This window comes from Chryseobacterium formosum, assembly GCF_026460885.1.
Classification (GTDB): Bacteria; Bacteroidota; Bacteroidia; order Flavobacteriales; family Weeksellaceae; genus Chryseobacterium; species Chryseobacterium formosus.
Genome location: NZ_JAOVZW010000017.1, coordinates 1 through 15,716 on the forward strand (window position 1 = coordinate 1; position 15,716 = coordinate 15,716).

Sequence of the window (15,716 nt, forward strand, 5' to 3'; positions counted from 1 at the left end):
AATGAGCGCTTGGCAAACAGCCATCAACGAAACTAAGATTGGAAAGTCTATTGGAGCTTTAGAAAGAGGATTGTTTTTAGAACTGCCAATTCAGTTTGCTGGTGGAGCATTGTTGTCGGCAGGTTGGAAAGCTGTAAATTTTGGAAAATTAGGGCTTAATTTGTATTCCAAAATAATTTCCTCAAACTCAAATAGAGTTTTTTGGTCTGGAGGAGGAGAAGCATTATCATCTGCGATGGAATATGCAATAACTACAGGAGGAACTACTTTAGAAATGACAGGAGTAGGAAGAACACTTTCAACAATAGGAAAAGGAACTGAAACTATATTAGGTAGAGATTTATCTTGGAAAGTAATGAAACCTTTATGGCAAGTTACATCAAAAGCTTATGCTACGGGAACAGAGGGGACCGCTAATGTATTTATAAATACAGTAAAATACAATAATGGTAGTATTTGGAGAACGCTTGAAGCCCCAATACTTCAATCAAATGGTATTGGATTTCGTTATCATTATGTTTTTCCTTAATTTATTAAAAAAAATATATGAGTATTTTTAAATTTTTATATTCTAAAAATAATATCAAGAGAAAAATTCTAGATATTAAAGATGAAATGAGAAAAGAAGTATCAAGTTTTACTTCAGAAAAAGTCAGAGTTGATTATTTTGGTGCTTATGATATTAATCCTAAAAATCTTGTTTTTTGGATTTGTATTGAAAGTGATAAAGAAAAAAATAAACTTAAAAACGACACTTTATTAATGAATATGTTAAAGAATTTATTAATAAAATATAATTATCCTCGATCGGCTATAGAACTTATATTTATAGATTTTCAATCTCAAGAAACTATTGATAGGGAATATGCAGGTAATTGGTATTATTTTTATAAATAAATTTAATTATAAAAGAAGAGTATAATAATGCTCTTCTTTTTTGATAGAATAAAATATAATAATATTTTTATACCATGATAGATTTAAAAAAAGTAAATTTTTTTTTTTCATATAAAGGAAATATGGTAATGTTTCAAACGTGTTGGTTTCTTCTATGAATGTGGTTTACCAAAGTAATTAAATAAAAATCAATCAAAAAACGAGTAATCTAAATGATTACTCGTTTTGTTTTTGTAAATAAAAAGTAAAAATATGAAAGTAGAAAATTACTCATGTTCCAAATGTGTTGGTGAGATCTTATAACAGATTAACTGCGGATTTATATCAGGAACCTAATTCTACCCTCCCGCAGAATGGTTTTTATAACGAAACCATGAATTATGACTTTAATGGAAATATTACCGACCTAAAGAGGAATGAAAAAAATTATAAAGGTTTTTTACAGGAAATAGATGATTTAGAATATACCTATAAACTCAGAAATTATCAATATTTAATTCCAAAAGAAATTCACAGCACAAAAAGATTTGAAACCAATGGAATTGAAAGAAAAAATCTCAATTTGAGAACTCATCTGAAAAGATTGAATAGAAAGACTATTTGTTTCAGCCGAAGTACAGTCGTTCTAAGTTCTATTTTAAAAATATATTTTTGGTGGGGCTTCTCTTGAGCTTAGAGCCTATGTAAGTTTGGTTTACAAATATTCTTTATATTTTAATATTTTATTTTCAACACTTCTATATTGAAAACCCACCTATTCTCCAATCCATCCCAAGTAAATACAAACAGGCATCATCGCCATAATAAATGGCACGACATAGGAAAATACAGCTCCCGAAAAAAATATTAAAGAATTATATTTCGAATGATTCATACCCAAAGACTGAAAAGCGCTCTTGAAGCCATGAAGCAAATGCCCAAACAATAAGAAACAACCAAACACATACAAAAGAACCTGAAGCGGATTCTGAAATTTCTCAAGCATCATTTCATAAAGTGGAAGCTCTTCACCATGAACAAACTGATTCGTTCGATTGGGAATCCAAAAGTTGGACGTATGAATGGTTAAAAATAAAAGTAACAAAGTTCCCAATAACGCCATACTTCGGCTGTACCAAGTGCTGTTTTGTGAAGATTTACTAATGGCATAACCAATAGGTCTTGCTTTCTTATTCTGCCACCAAATCATTAATCCCTGAATGATATGAACCAGAAAACCAATAATCAGAAAAATCTCAATAGTCCGGATAACCGGATTGGTACCCATAAAATGGGCACCAATATTAAAAGTCTCTCCTCCATCGTTGAAAAATATCAAAGCGTTAACTCCGCAATGCACCACCAGAAAACTGATGAGAAACAAACCTGTCGCTGCCATTACAACTTTTCTACCGATAGAACTTGTCAAAAAAACTCTGAATCCGTTCATAGTGAAAGTTTATCTTTGATTTTGAGGATTAGAAATCCAGTCTTCGTATCTAATCTTACTTTCAAAAACTGCTTTTTCAGGTATTAAAGTATCATTTTCCAAAACGGCACCGAAGTAAGGAGCATTTTTTTCAATAGTAATATTTGACGGACGTTGCATTGCATTCAGATAATTTTCAACCCAACTATTCATTGGCATTTTTTCAGGACCTGCAATTTCAGCAATCCCAAATTTTGGTTTTTCGTCTACTATTTTTGCTAAAAATGCTGCAACTTCTGAGCTTGCAATCGGCTGTACCAAAGCATCAGTTACAAACATTCCGTTTTCTTTTACACTTGAAGCTGCAACACCGCCAGCAAATTCAAAAAACTGTGTCGCATGAACAATAGAATAAGGAATTGATGATTCTCCGATAAGTTTTTCCTGAACCTGTTTTGCTCTGAAATAACCACTTTCGCTTAGTTTTTGAGTTCCTACAACCGATAAAGCGATGTGGTGTTTTACATTTGCTTTTTGTTCGGCTTCCAAAAGATTGGTTGTAGAAGTTCTGAAAAAATTCATCACATCATCGTCCGCAAAAGATGGCGAGTTGGAGACATCTACCACAACATCTGCATTTTCAAGAGCTTCATTCAAACCTTCGCCGGTTAAAGTATTCACTCCTGTATTGGGTGATGCAACGATAACTTCATGTTGATTTTTCAAAAGATTCGTCAGTTGAGAACCGATAAGACCGGTACCTCCGATAATTACTATTTTCATTGTTTTAATTTTTATTAATTACTAAAACAAAGGTCATCAACTTCGGTCTGAAAAATCTTAAACTGGTTTAAGAACGAAAATTTTGATTTAAAATATCCAGTTCATCGATGGAAATTCCGATATAAGAAGCAAAAACATCATCCGGAAAACGTCTTACCAAATCAGGATAGTGGGTGCAAAAATAATAATGAAAATCTTTTTTACTGACTGTAGCAAAAGTTTTCTGTTTCAACAATGAAGCACCATAAGCTCTCATGTGAACCTTATTAAAATAAATTCCCATAAACGGAAAATCAAGCAACAACTGTTCGAATTTTTCCTTTTCAATCATTAAAACCTCGGTATCTTCTAAAGTTGCAATATTAAATTGAGTTCCAGGATTACCTAAGAAAGCATTGTATTCTGTCACCCACCAATTTTCAATGGCAAAATGAATCGTGTTCTTGTTTCCTAAATTATCCGTAAAATAAATCTGCATACAACCTTTTAAAACAAAGTAAAAACAATCTACATTACTTCCTTCTTTAATCACAATATGATTTTTAGGAAAACTCTGTTTTTCAAAATAATGAAGCACTTTTTCAACTTCACTTTCAAAAGCCGGAATTAATGTTACAATATGTTGATACAATTGATTAGGCATGGTTTATAGTTTTATACAAGATACGTTTTCTTCAGATTAATAATCTTAATGTATGATAAAAAACATTTATAATCATTCAAAATAATTAAATTTTAACTTTACAACAACATCTTTTTTAACTATTTTTACTCGATAATTTATAAATAACTTATGAAAAAAATAGTACTTGCCGGAATCATTACTTTTGGAGGATTTCTAACAGCAAATGCACAGTGTAAAACAGTTTCTACACTTACAGAAAATTTTGATACTTGGAAAGATATCGACAAATGTTGGACTGCTCAACCTGGAAAAGCAATGCTTTACGCAAAGGATAAAAAAGTAACTTTTTATTCGATGATGAGTCCAAAAGAAAACATGGTTTTGGTGACTCCAAAAATCAAAGCAGGAAACTATACATTATCTTTTGACATTTCAGACAACGGAGGAGAAACTACACTTGAAATATTGTCAGTTAACAATCCAGCCGATACAAAATCGTATGCTTCTATTGTGAAAGCTTCAAAAATAACAGGCGATAAAAAAACAATCAACATTTCTTTGAAAAAAGATGCAAGTTTAGGTTTAAAAGTTATGCTAAATGGAATTCATCAAGCTGTTTACGTAGACAACTTGTCTTTGAAGCCTAAGAAATAAGCCCTAATTCTTTCGCAAGACAGATAAAAGAAAAACCGTTATTATTTAGTAACGGTTTTTCTTTTAAACAATAATATTTTCAAATATTCGTTGCTTCTTATTCGCCATTAAAATCCTTTTTTCATACCTTTACCTTTACAATTTTTTCAGATTTTGTCGCAGCTTTACAAAGAAGATAGTCCGTTTCAGGTATTTATTTCGTTCAAAAAATATTTGGATGTGTTAGAGCATATCCGATACAACGACCGTTTAGAATATCGTGCAAACTATGCTGAATCGTTAATCGAAAAAACAAAAAACTTCAAAGAACTTCGAGATGGATTTCAGGATCTTTCGCTGCTTGAAAAACACGAAGACCTCATCAGACTTTTATTGGCAGATCTCTTTCCGACAGGTTTAACGAAAAATGAAATTAAGGCGGCAAGTATTCCATTGGCAAATATTACTTTCAATTATACCGAAAGATTTAAAAATATTTTGGCAGATGCAGGAACCGACTTCGAAATCAGGTTCAGGGAAGTAGATGAAGATGAGTTTTATATTTTCTGCTGTTGTCTTATTTTACAGGTACATTTTAGTGCAGATTTACGAGCGACACTCCCACTCTACTATGATATTCCGAATAAAGAAGGAATTATTAAACATTATAAAATTACAGTCAACTCAGATTTTACAGATGTTTATCCCGATAAAGACACAAAAATTCCCGACCAAGATACTGTTACAATGTTGTTGGAAAATATTGATGATATCAGACTTTGGAAAAAGTATTTTCCACCTCAGTCATGGATTTTGAGCGGATTTGCAATTATTTCTCTTATTGATTGTACTTCTGAAGTGGCTTTATCAGATTTGAAATCAACACTCATCAAAGTGGATCTTGAAAATCCTACCCCTGATGAAAATTTAAAGGAGATTTTTAAATCTTATTTTGATGTTGCCGATCTGAATTTTGGTTTAATGCTTTTCAATCAAAAAGATAAAAAACTCGAAACCCTTCCGATTTATGAAAATGTTTTCACCAGTCATATTCTCGATTTTTGGTTGAATACTTTCGATGAAGAAGTACGAAAAACTGCTTTTGAAAACATAAATTACAATTCAAAACCAATTGTCATTTCAGATATTGATAAACTTGATGAAGAAGTAAAAAAAATGCCTTCTTTTGATATTTTAAAAAGTACCGGAATCCGCAGCTTTATGGTTATTCCGATTATGAAAGATGGCGAATTGTTGGCAATTATGGAGTTTACTTCACCAATAGCGAACAGTTTAAACGGTTTAAAATTAAAGAAAATGGAATCTTTCATCGACATGATCCTATTTTCACTCAACCGTTTCAGTTTTGAAAGAAATAATCAGATTGAAGCGATTATTCAGCGTGAATATACTTCCATCCACGATTCTGTAGTTTGGAAATTCAGAAATGAAGCCGAAAAATATTTCAATGCTTTTTTATCAAAGAAAATTTATACTTTAAAGCAGATTTCATTTAAAAATCTAACGCCTCTTTTTGGTTTTTCAGACATTAGAGCTTCTTCTGAAAAACGTTTTAATCTGATGAAAGTTGACCTGAATCATCAATTGGAATGTCTTCATACTATTTTCACTTTAATTAATTCAGATTCAGAAAAATATCTTTTAGCCTTAGAAATTTTTGAGAACGAACTGAATAATGAAATAAAAGCCGATACCGAACAAAGATTTCAGCGACTTCTCCGTGAAGAAATTCATCCCTATCTTCAGGGAAAGCTGGAAACCAATGCAACGGAAGAAGTAAAAAATAAGATCAAAACATACACTTCGCAAATCACTTTACAAAACCAGCTTTTTTATAGTCAACGCCGCAGTTTAGATGAATCAATCACTTTGGTGAACAGAAAATTAGCCGATGTTTTAGATAAAAGTCAGGTTGAAGCTCAGGAAATTTTTCCTCATTATTATGAAAGGTTTAAATCTGATGGTGTAGAACATAATTTGTATATCGGACAAAACATTTCGCCTGATGCAGATTATTCGCAGAAAGATGTACATCAGCTTAGATTTTGGCAATTGGAAACCATCTGTAATATGGAAATTGAGTTTCAGAAATTCAAACAAAATTTGCCTATTCCTTTAGATATTGCTTCGTTGATTTTTGTTTATAATGAAAAACTCGACATTCGTTTCCGAATGGATGAAAAGCGCTTTGACATCGATGGCGCTTATAATTCTTATTATGAAATCATCAAAAAACGTATTGACAAAGCACACATCAAAAACTCCGACGAGAGAATTACCTGTCCCGGAAAAATTGTGATTGTTTATTTCGGTTTAGAAAATCAGAAAGAATATCTTCAGTACATCAATACGCTTCAGAAAAATGGTCTTCTTAAAAATGATGTTGAATTCTTAAAAGTCGAAGATTTACAGGGAATTTCAGGTTTATTGGCGATAAGAGTTTCTTTGGCTTAAAAATCTCTCTTTCTGTTTTATTTAATAATTTCCAAAACAAAACCAATCATACTTACAAGTTCAACCTATCTTATTGCTCCATAGGAGCAAATCTGTGTAGAAAGTAGAATTCCTTTGAATGTTGCGCTCCGTAGGAGCGTTATCTAAAAACGCATCAAATAATTACAATGTCAAAAAAGCATACGCAAAAGACAATACAGAAATCACAATTCCTGCCATAAAAATCTGATACGTAATCGAAAGAAGTTTATATTTTCGATCTAAAACTTTTCCCAAAAAGTATAAATCTTTAGTCATTGAATCATAAATATAATCACGGTCTTTGATTAAATCATGCATCGAACCCAAATAATCATCAAAATTCATCTGATGAAAATTCCCAAAGAATAGAAGATTTACTTTTCGGTCTGCAACATCCTGTTTGGTAAAATTCACTTTCGTTACATTCGGTTTTGTCGAAAGAATGGCAAAAATAATTGTCATTACACTTGATATCAAAAGGAAAAAAGTTGGGATAATCAAATGTGTATTTTTCGGAGCATCAAGTTTAGGAACCAAAACAGAAAGACAAACCGAAATAATAATAGCATTTACAGAAAGCAAAATATTCGCTTTGCTGTCTGCAATATCGCTTAATCTTGTATGATTATTCAACGTCACTCTAAACAAAGTATCTACACTCCTATCCGATTTTTGATCTTTTTTATCAGATTTATCCAAATCTTTCTTTGGTTTATCTTCTTTATCAAGCTTTTTTTCAAGCTTTTTCACATTCTTCATTTTCAGCGGCTCCCAATTTTCTTTGGCGTAATCTGTGAAATATTTATGCTTGTTTTTCAGAAAATCCACATTCATTACATTCCATTCGTCATTTGAAAAACACATTCCACCCGTTAATTCCCATTCTTTACGTAAAGCTTCGGCAGAATCATTGTAAAACGGACTTGCAAAATGACTGAAATCAGCATCTTTCATGATTTCTTCCAAAAGTCCTTGAGGCTGATGATATTTTTCCGTTGCCAAAATCAGTTTTGAAACTTCATCAATGTATTCATCAGAAAAATTATCTTTCTTCAAAAATTCTTTCATGATAACCGTACTTCGTTGTTCATGACCTTCTGCATTGCAGTCGGTAAAGCCAACGTCGTGAAACCACAATGCAAGCAAAACTTTTTCTCTGTCAACTTCAGACAAATTGGTATGCTTTATGATTTCATCTGCTTTTTGAACAGCGTATGTGGTATGGATAAAATTATGATAAAAGTAAACAGAAGATAGTTTATCTTTGAATAAGTTTTCAACATAATTTTTAGCTTTGTCTAAGATGCTCATCACCAAATTTTTCTTAATGTAAATGTATGAATTTATCCTTTAAATCTTATTTAAAAAAAATATCACCGGCAGGAAAAACACTTTTCCTTTCGGGACTTCTTTTATCTTGTGCTACCTACAACGTAAAAAAGGGTAAAAACTTACATGAAGTACAAAAATCTGAACAAAAAACAGAAAATGACTTCCAGATTTTCTTGGTTGGAGATGCAGGAAATGCTGAAGAAATGCAATCTCAGCAAACTTTAGATTTTCTTAAAAACAAAATAGATTCTGCCAACAGCAATTCGATGCTGATCTTTTTAGGTGATAACATCTACCCTCTCGGAATGCCAAAAGAAAGCGATAAAGAATATCCTTTGGCAAAACAGAAAATGGAAAATCAACTTTCTATTACTAAAAATTTTAAAGGTAAAACATTAGTTATTCCTGGAAATCACGATTGGTATCACGGTTTAGATGGTCTGAAAGCTCAGGAAGAGTTTGTGAAAACATATCTCAATGATAAAAAATCTTTCCTTCCTAAAAACTCCTGTCCGATTGATGATATTAATTTAACTAAAGATATTAAACTGATTGTAGTCGATTCTGAATGGGCTCTAATTAATTGGGATAAACAGCCGGGAATCAATAAAGGTTGCGACATTAAAACCAGAGAAGATTTTTATACTGAATTTAAAGATTTAATTACTAAAAATCAGGACAAAAGAATTATTGTTGCTCTTCATCATCCGGTAATTAGTTCGGGAGTTCATGCCGGATTTAATTCTGCTAAATCTCACCTTGCGGCTTTCAAAGGAAAAGTTCCCGTTCCCGGAGTTGCGACTGTAATCAATACGTTGAGAAGCTCTTCCGGAGCAAGTATGGAAGACATCAGCAATAAACATTATGCAGATTTTGCCAACAGACTGAAAAGTATTGTTCAGGATAAAGAAAATGTAATTTTCGTTTCAGGTCACGATCACAATTTACAATATCACGAGGACAGAAATATCAGACAAATTATAAGCGGAGCTGGTTCAAAGACTGATCCTTCGACAATTGTTGAGAAAACAGATTTCTCTTACGGTGGAAGCGGTTTTGCTGTTTTAAATTTAAGAAAAGATCAAAGTTCAGACGTTGAATATTTTTCAACAAAGAATAATAAACTGGAAAAACTGACTCAGATTTCAGTTATTTCTAAACCGAATGTATTTGAAAATAATTTTCCAAGTTCAATTCCTGCAAGTTACACTTCAACAGTTTATGCTGAAAAACTAACTCAAAAAGGGAAAGTTTATCGTTGGCTTTGGGGAGATCATTACAGAAAATATTACGCACTTCCGATTGATGCAAAAACCAAAGACCTTTCAGACTTGAATCCTGGTTATTCGCCATTCAGAGAAGGTGGCGGAAATCAATCGAACAGCCTTCGTCTGAGAACCAATGACGGACAGGAGTTCGTCATGCGCGGAATCAAAAAAAGTGCAACCCGTTTTCTAAATGCTCAAGCTTTTAAGAAAAATGATTTCGGAAATGAATTAAACAATACTTTCCCTGAAAGATTTTTGCTTGATTTTTATACCACCAATCACCCTTTCACCGGTTTTGCAGTCAATAATATGATTGATAAGCTGGGAATTTTCCACAGCAATCCTGAGCTTTTTTATATTCCAAAACAAAAATCTTTAGGAAAGTACAATGAAAATTACGGTGACGAATTATACATGATCGAAGAACGTTTTTCATCTGATTCTAAAACTTTACAATCTTTGGATAATGCTACTGATATCCTGTCAACTTCTGATGTTCTGAAAAACATGCGAAAAGACAGCAAATATTCTATTGATCAGGATTTGTATATTAGAGCAAGAATTTTTGATATGTTGATTGGAGACTGGGATCGTCACGAAGACCAATGGAAATGGGCTGAATATAAAGTTGGAAACAAGGTTATTTACAAACCAATTCCGAGAGACAGAGATCAAGCTTTCAGCAATTACGACGGCGCTGCTTTCTATTTTATCATGAATATCCCGATGATTCGCCACATGAAATCTTTCAAAGATGAAGTGAAAAATGTGCGATGGGTAAATATGGAACCCTATCCGTTAGATTTGATTTTCTTAAAAGGCTCTACCGAAAAAAACTGGAGCGAACAGGCAAAATTTATTCAGCAAAATCTTACCGATGCAGATATTGATAATGCTTTTAAAAATCTTCCAAAAGAAGTTCAGGATGAAACAATTGCCGATATTCAGAGAAAATTAAAACTGAGAAAAGACAAAATCGAAGCTAATGCAGTTGAATATTATAACATTCTTCAGGAAAAAGTGCCATTGGTAGGAACTTTAGATAAAGACAAATTTGTCATTATAAAAAATGAAAAATCAGTTGAAGTAAAGCAATATAAAATCCATAAAAATAAACCGGAAGAACTCGTTTTTGAGAAAATTTACGATGGTAAAAAAACAAAAGAACTTTGGATCTACGGTTTGGATGATGACGATATTTACGAAGTTTCAGGAGACGGAAAATCAAAAACAAATATTCGTTTAATCGGAGGCTACAATCATGATGTTTACAATGTTTCGAACGGTAGAAACGTGAAAATTTATGATTTTAAATCTCAAAAAAATACTTACGAAACAAAAGGAGCAACAAAACATATTTCTGATGATTACGATGTGAATACTTACAACTGGAAACATCCGAAATATAACTTTGTAGCAGGTTATCCGAATGCTAATTTTAATCCCGATGATGGAGTAATTTTAGGGATTGTTGCTAATTATACCGTAAATAATTTCATTCGTGCCCGCTTTACTCAGAAACATAGTTTGAGTGCTAATTTATACACTGCAACAGGCGGATTTAATTTAGGTTATAAAGGAATTTTCAAGAAAGCAGCTTTTGGTTGGGACGCAGGAATTGATGCAACTTACACAACTCCACATTTTGCAAGAACATTTTTTGGTTTAGGAAACGAAAGTGTAAATGATGCTGATGAAGATAATCGTGATTACAACCGTGTGAGAATTTCACAGATTAAATTTGCGCCCTCTATTTCAAAAACAAGCTGGCTCAATCTGAAACATCAGTTTCAACTGACTTTTGAAAACTCGAAAGTTCAGAGAAATGACGACCGATTTGTAGCGGTTTCTCCTGATGTAAGATCTGAAGTTTTCGATAATCAACAATTTGGCGGTGCGAATTATACTTTCAGCTTTAAAAATTTTGATAATAATGCATTCCCTACTTTAGGTTTAGAATTAATTTTAAATGCAGGTTGGAAAGCCAATTTATCAGAATTCGACAGAAATTTCGCAATCTTTCAGGGAACGATGAATCTTTTCAGAAAAATTGATAAAAAAGGAAAATTTGTTTTTGCCAGTTCAACCAATGCAATGATTATCAACAATAATAATTTTGAATTTTACCAAGCTGCAGCAATTGGCGGAAACAACGGAATGCGCGCTTTCAGAAACGAAAGATTTGCAGGAAAATCATATTTAGTGAATAATGCAGAAGTTCGTTGGGATTTTGGAAGAGTGAAAAATAATATTGTTCCGACCAATATGGGAATTTTAGTAGGTTATGACTTGGGAAGAGTTTGGATGGATAGAGAACAGTCCGACAAATGGCATCAAGGTGTTGGCGCAGGTTTCTGGTTAAATATTTTGGAATCATTCTCTGCAAGAATAGATTATTTCACAGGCTCCGATGGTGGAAGAATTTCCGGAGGTGTTGGAATGAACTTCTAAGTTAATTGACCTTTATGTTTATTCATGATAAATGAATAGAATTTCAAAAAAATATATAATACAAAACCCGCAGAAAATTTCTGCGGGTTTTTGTATTATAATTGGTGATAAAGTACTATCTGACCGTTTAAATCATATTGATAAGCCCATTCTGCATTGCCATTTCCTGGTAAATATTGTGGATTTTCCAAGTTCTGAATTGTATAATTGATTTTTCTATAATTATTATTTGACAAGCTCTTCTCGTAGAAATTATCGTTTAATAAATATAATTTTTTAAACGGATTTTTAGAATTATCAAAATTTGAATATGTTGTAGTAGTTAGAGTCTTGTCTAACCCACCTGATTTTTCTAATTTTTCACTTTTAATTAAATTATTATTTGAATCTAAATAATAAGTGTAATATGTTTCTAAAGTGTAAGTTTTAGAATATATTTTTATTTTTCCAATTTCATATGTATAATTTTTAACCGTAATTAATTCATTAAACTGATTATATAATTCTGCTTTTTTAGGTTTATCATTTTCAATTGTATAAACAATAGTAGGATAAGTATCATTCGAAAATTTCAATTCTATTTGATTATTATGATACGATAAAGTAGTAAATGGATCCGAATAAAAACTATCTGGCAACCATATGCTTTCTGACTTTACGAATTTACCCGTCATTTTTACTAACCTTCCATTTTCATAATTAAATGTGTAATACCATGATGGTTGAAGTGATGATAATTTAGGAGACTCCATATAATAAGCAAATGCTTTATTTGGCTCTAAATCTGTTGGAATTTGTTGGTTTTCCAACATATCATCAGAACTTGTACTACACGAAATTATTCCTAAAACGAATAAAGAATAAAAAAGTTTTTTCATGGTTAATTTTAAGGCTACAAAAATAGTTTTTATTTAGAAACTACAAGGTAAATTGGTATACATTTCCACCTTCTTTTTTATCCTTTTCATCAGCAATCAGCAAGTTTTTATCATCAATAAAAACAACCGCTTCTTTTTGTGAATTGTGTTGCAATGATATTTTCTGAATTTTAGCTGAATTAAAATCATTTGCAGTAAATCCGGAAAGAATGTGAATATTTTTGTGCGTTAATAAAACAATCTGATCTTTAGAATTAATCGCAGCAGAAGTTATGGCAGCATCGTTATAACCACCTTCCAGTTTTAATTTACCAATTAATTTTGCTTCAAAATCTCCTTCTTTATTTGGAATTTGGAAAACCAGAAAGGTTCCGTCAAAGCCTTTGCTTCTATTTTTTGTAAACAAATAAAAACTACCGTCTTTTTCTACAAATGCTTCACAATCATATAGTAAATTAGACTTTTTAGGTGGAAATTCAGTTTGCCCTTCGTAATGAAACTTAGTAGTTTGAAGAACTTTGGTTGATTTTTGAGAATTATCTTTTAGATCTAATTTAAGAATTGAAAGATTCTGTCTGTCGTTCTCATTATTACCGAAATCTCCGATGTAGATATTACCTGCTTTATCTTTTGTAATATCTTCCCAGTCGTTGTTTTCAGTATTTTCAACCAAAACATCTGCAATGAGATTTCCTTTTAAATCCAAACCGTACACTACATTTTTATTTCCAGCATCTTCAATTGCCCAAATCGTTTTTTGGTCTTGAGAAAGTGCAATTCCGGAAACTTCTTTGAGTTTTTTTGGAAGGGAAAATTCTGTTCTTAAAACATCAGTTTTTGTCGCAGAATCTTGTGCTTTTGGATTGCAACTTAATAAAAACAAAGCGAATATGTAGTTAAATTTCATGATTTACTTTTTTAATTAAAAGATTTTTCAGAACTCAAATTTAAACATTAAGTCATTTGATTTGATAAGATTTTTTTAAGTTTCCGATAAACTTGAATTAAACTGAGTGCACTCTTAACGAATATCTCAGATGTTTCCTTACAATTTCTTAAATCCTTAAGTGAATCTTAATGGTTAATTTTTTTTTATTTCTTCAATTTTTTAAACTGGAAAAAAGAAAATCTCACACTCTTTTCCAAATTATTAATTGTTTGCTGATGATAGAGCAAAAATCCTGCACTCAGTCCTATTAAACTACCAATCACGGTATCAATTAATCTTGCTTCCATCAATTCGGTGACATTATGATGCATTAGACTTCCAGTTTCTACAAGAAGAATCGTTAAAGGAGTCAGGAAAATTACGGCAAAACCATAGTTTCTTACAATCATCAATTCCACAATAAACTGAAGAATCATAATTATAAAAATCATCACAATTTTCTCAGGATCAAAATAAAGAATGCTCCACGCAAGGCCAAGTCCAACGAAAGTTCCGATAATCCGGTGGAGATTTCTCTGTCGTACATGTTCAAAATTTCGCCCTTGAATAATTGCAATCGTCGAGATGGAAATCCAGTACGTATTTTGGAATTTCAATAAATGTCCAACAATTAAAGTTAAGGTCATAAAAACGGCAATAATTCCGCTTTCTACGAATTTTGTGTACCGTTTTTTCCTGAACGTTCTTCTTGGAATATTGATGACCGCAGATTTTTCGACTAGAACAGAATAAATAAAAGCAAAAGAACACGATAAAATAGCTCCCATTGCGAAAAGCCCGATCCGTGTTGGAATCATTTCCATATCGAACTTAAAATTACTCGCCATTGCCGCAACCATGATGAAAAAGAAATTTCCAGGCGGAGGAATTTTATAATAATTGGTGATAAAATGCGATAAAAAAGCGACAATTCCCAATGCTAAAGCACCAAAATAGACATTAAAATTAAAACATAAGCTTACCGCAAAGGAAAATATCATCCCAAAAGCACACACTGCCAAATGAACCATCCTTTGACTGATTGGAGCTTGGGTAAAATATAAAATGACTAAAGCTCCTAAGCTCGACAAACTTCCAAAATTAGGTTTTCCTAAAAACCATCCCAAAAGCAACGGACTTCCGATACACAAAGCTGCCAAAAATGGAAAATGCCATTTTCGTTCTGTTTTTTTAATCTCAATTAAATATTGAAATCTATTTTGTGCAGGATGATTTACTTTCATTAATTTTTATCTTGAAGCTTTGCTTTTTCCCACAACACATCCATTTCCTCCAAAGTCATATCGGCTAATTTTAAATCTGCCTCAGCTGCAAGCTGTTCCATTTTCTGGAATCTTGAAATAAATTTAATATTCGTTCTTTCTAATGCTGAATCTGGGTTTAAACCTGAAATTCTTGCGTAATTGATTAAAGAAAAAAACACATCGCCTAATTCAAGTTCTTTTTTATCTAAATCAGTTTCCGCATGAAATTCCTGAATTTCTTCTTCTACTTTTTTCCAGGCATCTTCAGCATCATGAAATTCAAAACCAATTCCTTTTACTTTATCCTGAATTCTGTAGGCTTTCACCAAACTCGGCAAACCTTTCGGAACTCCGCCTAAAATAGATTTGTTACCTTCTTTTAGTTTTAATTTTTCCCAATTCTGTTTTACTTCTTCTTCGTCTTTTACTTCAGTATCTCCATAAATATGAGGATGACGGAAAATCAGTTTTTCGTTTAATGAATTAATAACGTCAGCAATATCGAAACTTTCTTTTTCTGAACCTATTTTCGCATAGAAAACCAAATGTAGTAAAACGTCACCAAGCTCTTTTTTTATTTCCGTTAAATCTTCCTGCAAAAGCGCATCAGAAAGCTCATAAGTTTCTTCTAAGGTTAAATGACGGAGCGTTTGCAAAGTCTGCTTTTGATCCCAAGGACATTTTTCACGCAAATCATCCATGATGTCTAATAATCTTCCGAAAGCTTCGAGTTTTTCTTGTCTGGTATTCAT

13 protein-coding genes and 1 pseudogene are annotated in these 15,716 nt (G+C 32.1%); 6 read left to right on the forward strand and 8 right to left on the reverse strand.

Annotation, left to right across the window (positions count from 1 at the left end):
* The 3 genes and pseudogenes from OF897_RS13990 to OF897_RS21750 all read left to right on the forward strand — a co-directional run.
* Window positions 1-529: hypothetical protein (locus OF897_RS13990; protein ID WP_267266310.1), on the forward strand; the 529-nt coding region annotated here is incomplete at its 5' end.
* A 17-nt stretch (window positions 530-546) separates the two neighbouring features.
* The gene (locus OF897_RS13995; RefSeq protein ID WP_267266311.1) at window positions 547-897 is read left to right on the forward strand and encodes a hypothetical protein; all 351 of its coding nucleotides are present in this window, start codon (window positions 547-549) and stop codon (window positions 895-897) included.
* A 463-nt stretch (window positions 898-1,360) separates the two neighbouring features.
* Window positions 1,361-1,567, forward strand: a pseudogene (locus OF897_RS21750) (IS1 family transposase); the annotation flags it as partial.
* A gap of 84 nt (window positions 1,568-1,651) precedes the next feature.
* On the opposite strand, the gene OF897_RS14005 reads toward OF897_RS21750, so the two are convergent.
* The 3 genes from OF897_RS14005 to OF897_RS14015 form a co-directional block, all read right to left on the reverse strand.
* A complete protein-coding gene (locus OF897_RS14005) occupies window positions 1,652-2,326 on the reverse strand; it encodes a succinate dehydrogenase cytochrome b subunit (RefSeq protein ID WP_267266312.1) in 675 nt (224 codons plus the stop codon).
* 9 nt (window positions 2,327-2,335) lie between these two features.
* Window positions 2,336-3,088, reverse strand: a complete 753-nt coding sequence (locus tag OF897_RS14010; RefSeq protein WP_267266313.1) for an SDR family oxidoreductase — start codon at window positions 3,086-3,088, stop codon at window positions 2,336-2,338.
* A 67-nt stretch (window positions 3,089-3,155) separates the two neighbouring features.
* Window positions 3,156-3,731, reverse strand: coding sequence for a Crp/Fnr family transcriptional regulator (locus OF897_RS14015; protein WP_267266314.1), 576 nt, complete (start codon window positions 3,729-3,731; stop codon window positions 3,156-3,158).
* A 150-nt stretch (window positions 3,732-3,881) separates the two neighbouring features.
* Between OF897_RS14015 and OF897_RS14020 the strand changes: the two genes are divergently transcribed.
* Together OF897_RS14020 and OF897_RS14025 are read left to right on the forward strand one after the other, a co-directional pair.
* Window positions 3,882-4,367 (forward strand): hypothetical protein, encoded by a 486-nt coding sequence (locus tag OF897_RS14020; RefSeq protein WP_267266315.1) that lies wholly within the window; start codon window positions 3,882-3,884, stop codon window positions 4,365-4,367.
* Between the two features lie 153 nt (window positions 4,368-4,520).
* Window positions 4,521-6,821: a GAF domain-containing protein gene (locus OF897_RS14025; RefSeq protein WP_267266316.1), complete on the forward strand. Its 2,301-nt coding sequence runs from the start codon at window positions 4,521-4,523 to the stop codon at window positions 6,819-6,821.
* A 162-nt stretch (window positions 6,822-6,983) separates the two neighbouring features.
* On the opposite strand, the gene OF897_RS14030 is transcribed toward OF897_RS14025, so the two are convergent.
* A complete protein-coding gene (locus OF897_RS14030; protein WP_267266317.1) occupies window positions 6,984-8,153 on the reverse strand; it encodes a Pycsar system effector family protein in 1,170 nt (389 codons plus the stop codon).
* Between the two features lie 26 nt (window positions 8,154-8,179).
* Here OF897_RS14030 and OF897_RS14035 point away from each other — a divergent pair, with 26 nt between their 5' ends.
* Window positions 8,180-11,893 carry a metallophosphoesterase gene (locus OF897_RS14035; RefSeq protein ID WP_267266318.1) on the forward strand — a complete coding sequence of 1,238 codons (3,714 nt, stop codon included), beginning with the start codon at window positions 8,180-8,182 and terminating at the stop codon, window positions 11,891-11,893.
* 95 nt (window positions 11,894-11,988) lie between these two features.
* Here the strand turns inward: OF897_RS14035 and OF897_RS14040 are convergent, their stop codons facing one another.
* From OF897_RS14040 to mazG, 4 genes are all read right to left on the reverse strand, one after another.
* Window positions 11,989-12,771, reverse strand: a complete 783-nt coding sequence (locus tag OF897_RS14040; RefSeq protein WP_267266319.1) for a hypothetical protein — start codon at window positions 12,769-12,771, stop codon at window positions 11,989-11,991.
* A gap of 40 nt (window positions 12,772-12,811) precedes the next feature.
* Window positions 12,812-13,678 (reverse strand): hypothetical protein, encoded by an 867-nt coding sequence (locus OF897_RS14045; RefSeq protein WP_267266320.1) that lies wholly within the window; start codon window positions 13,676-13,678, stop codon window positions 12,812-12,814.
* A gap of 185 nt (window positions 13,679-13,863) precedes the next feature.
* Complete coding sequence (locus OF897_RS14050) at window positions 13,864-14,943, reverse strand: FUSC family protein (protein ID WP_267266321.1); 1,080 nt, start codon at window positions 14,941-14,943, stop codon at window positions 13,864-13,866.
* A complete protein-coding gene (gene mazG / locus OF897_RS14055) occupies window positions 14,943-15,716 on the reverse strand; it encodes a nucleoside triphosphate pyrophosphohydrolase (protein WP_267266322.1) in 774 nt (257 codons plus the stop codon). Before mazG ends, OF897_RS14050 begins: the two co-directional genes overlap by 1 nt.

Bases quoted from the DNA above. Each gene is read 5' to 3' on its own strand.
- mazG (WP_267266322.1), bottom strand. From the start codon at position 15,716: ATGAATACCAGACAAGAAAAACTCGAAGCTTTCGGAAGATTATTAGAC.
- OF897_RS13995 (WP_267266311.1), top strand. From the start codon at position 547: ATGAGTATTTTTAAATTTTTATATTCTAAAAATAATATCAAGAGAAAA.
- OF897_RS14045 (WP_267266320.1), bottom strand. From the start codon at position 13,678: ATGAAATTTAACTACATATTCGCTTTGTTTTTATTAAGTTGCAATCCA.
- OF897_RS14040 (WP_267266319.1), bottom strand. From the start codon at position 12,771: ATGAAAAAACTTTTTTATTCTTTATTCGTTTTAGGAATAATTTCGTGT.
- OF897_RS14005 (WP_267266312.1), bottom strand. From the start codon at position 2,326: ATGAACGGATTCAGAGTTTTTTTGACAAGTTCTATCGGTAGAAAAGTT.
- OF897_RS14035 (WP_267266318.1), top strand. From the start codon at position 8,180: ATGAATTTATCCTTTAAATCTTATTTAAAAAAAATATCACCGGCAGGA.
- OF897_RS14030 (WP_267266317.1), bottom strand. From the start codon at position 8,153: ATGAGCATCTTAGACAAAGCTAAAAATTATGTTGAAAACTTATTCAAA.
- OF897_RS14010 (WP_267266313.1), bottom strand. From the start codon at position 3,088: ATGAAAATAGTAATTATCGGAGGTACCGGTCTTATCGGTTCTCAACTG.
- OF897_RS14050 (WP_267266321.1), bottom strand. From the start codon at position 14,943: ATGAAAGTAAATCATCCTGCACAAAATAGATTTCAATATTTAATTGAG.
- OF897_RS14015 (WP_267266314.1), bottom strand. From the start codon at position 3,731: ATGCCTAATCAATTGTATCAACATATTGTAACATTAATTCCGGCTTTT.
- OF897_RS14020 (WP_267266315.1), top strand. From the start codon at position 3,882: ATGAAAAAAATAGTACTTGCCGGAATCATTACTTTTGGAGGATTTCTA.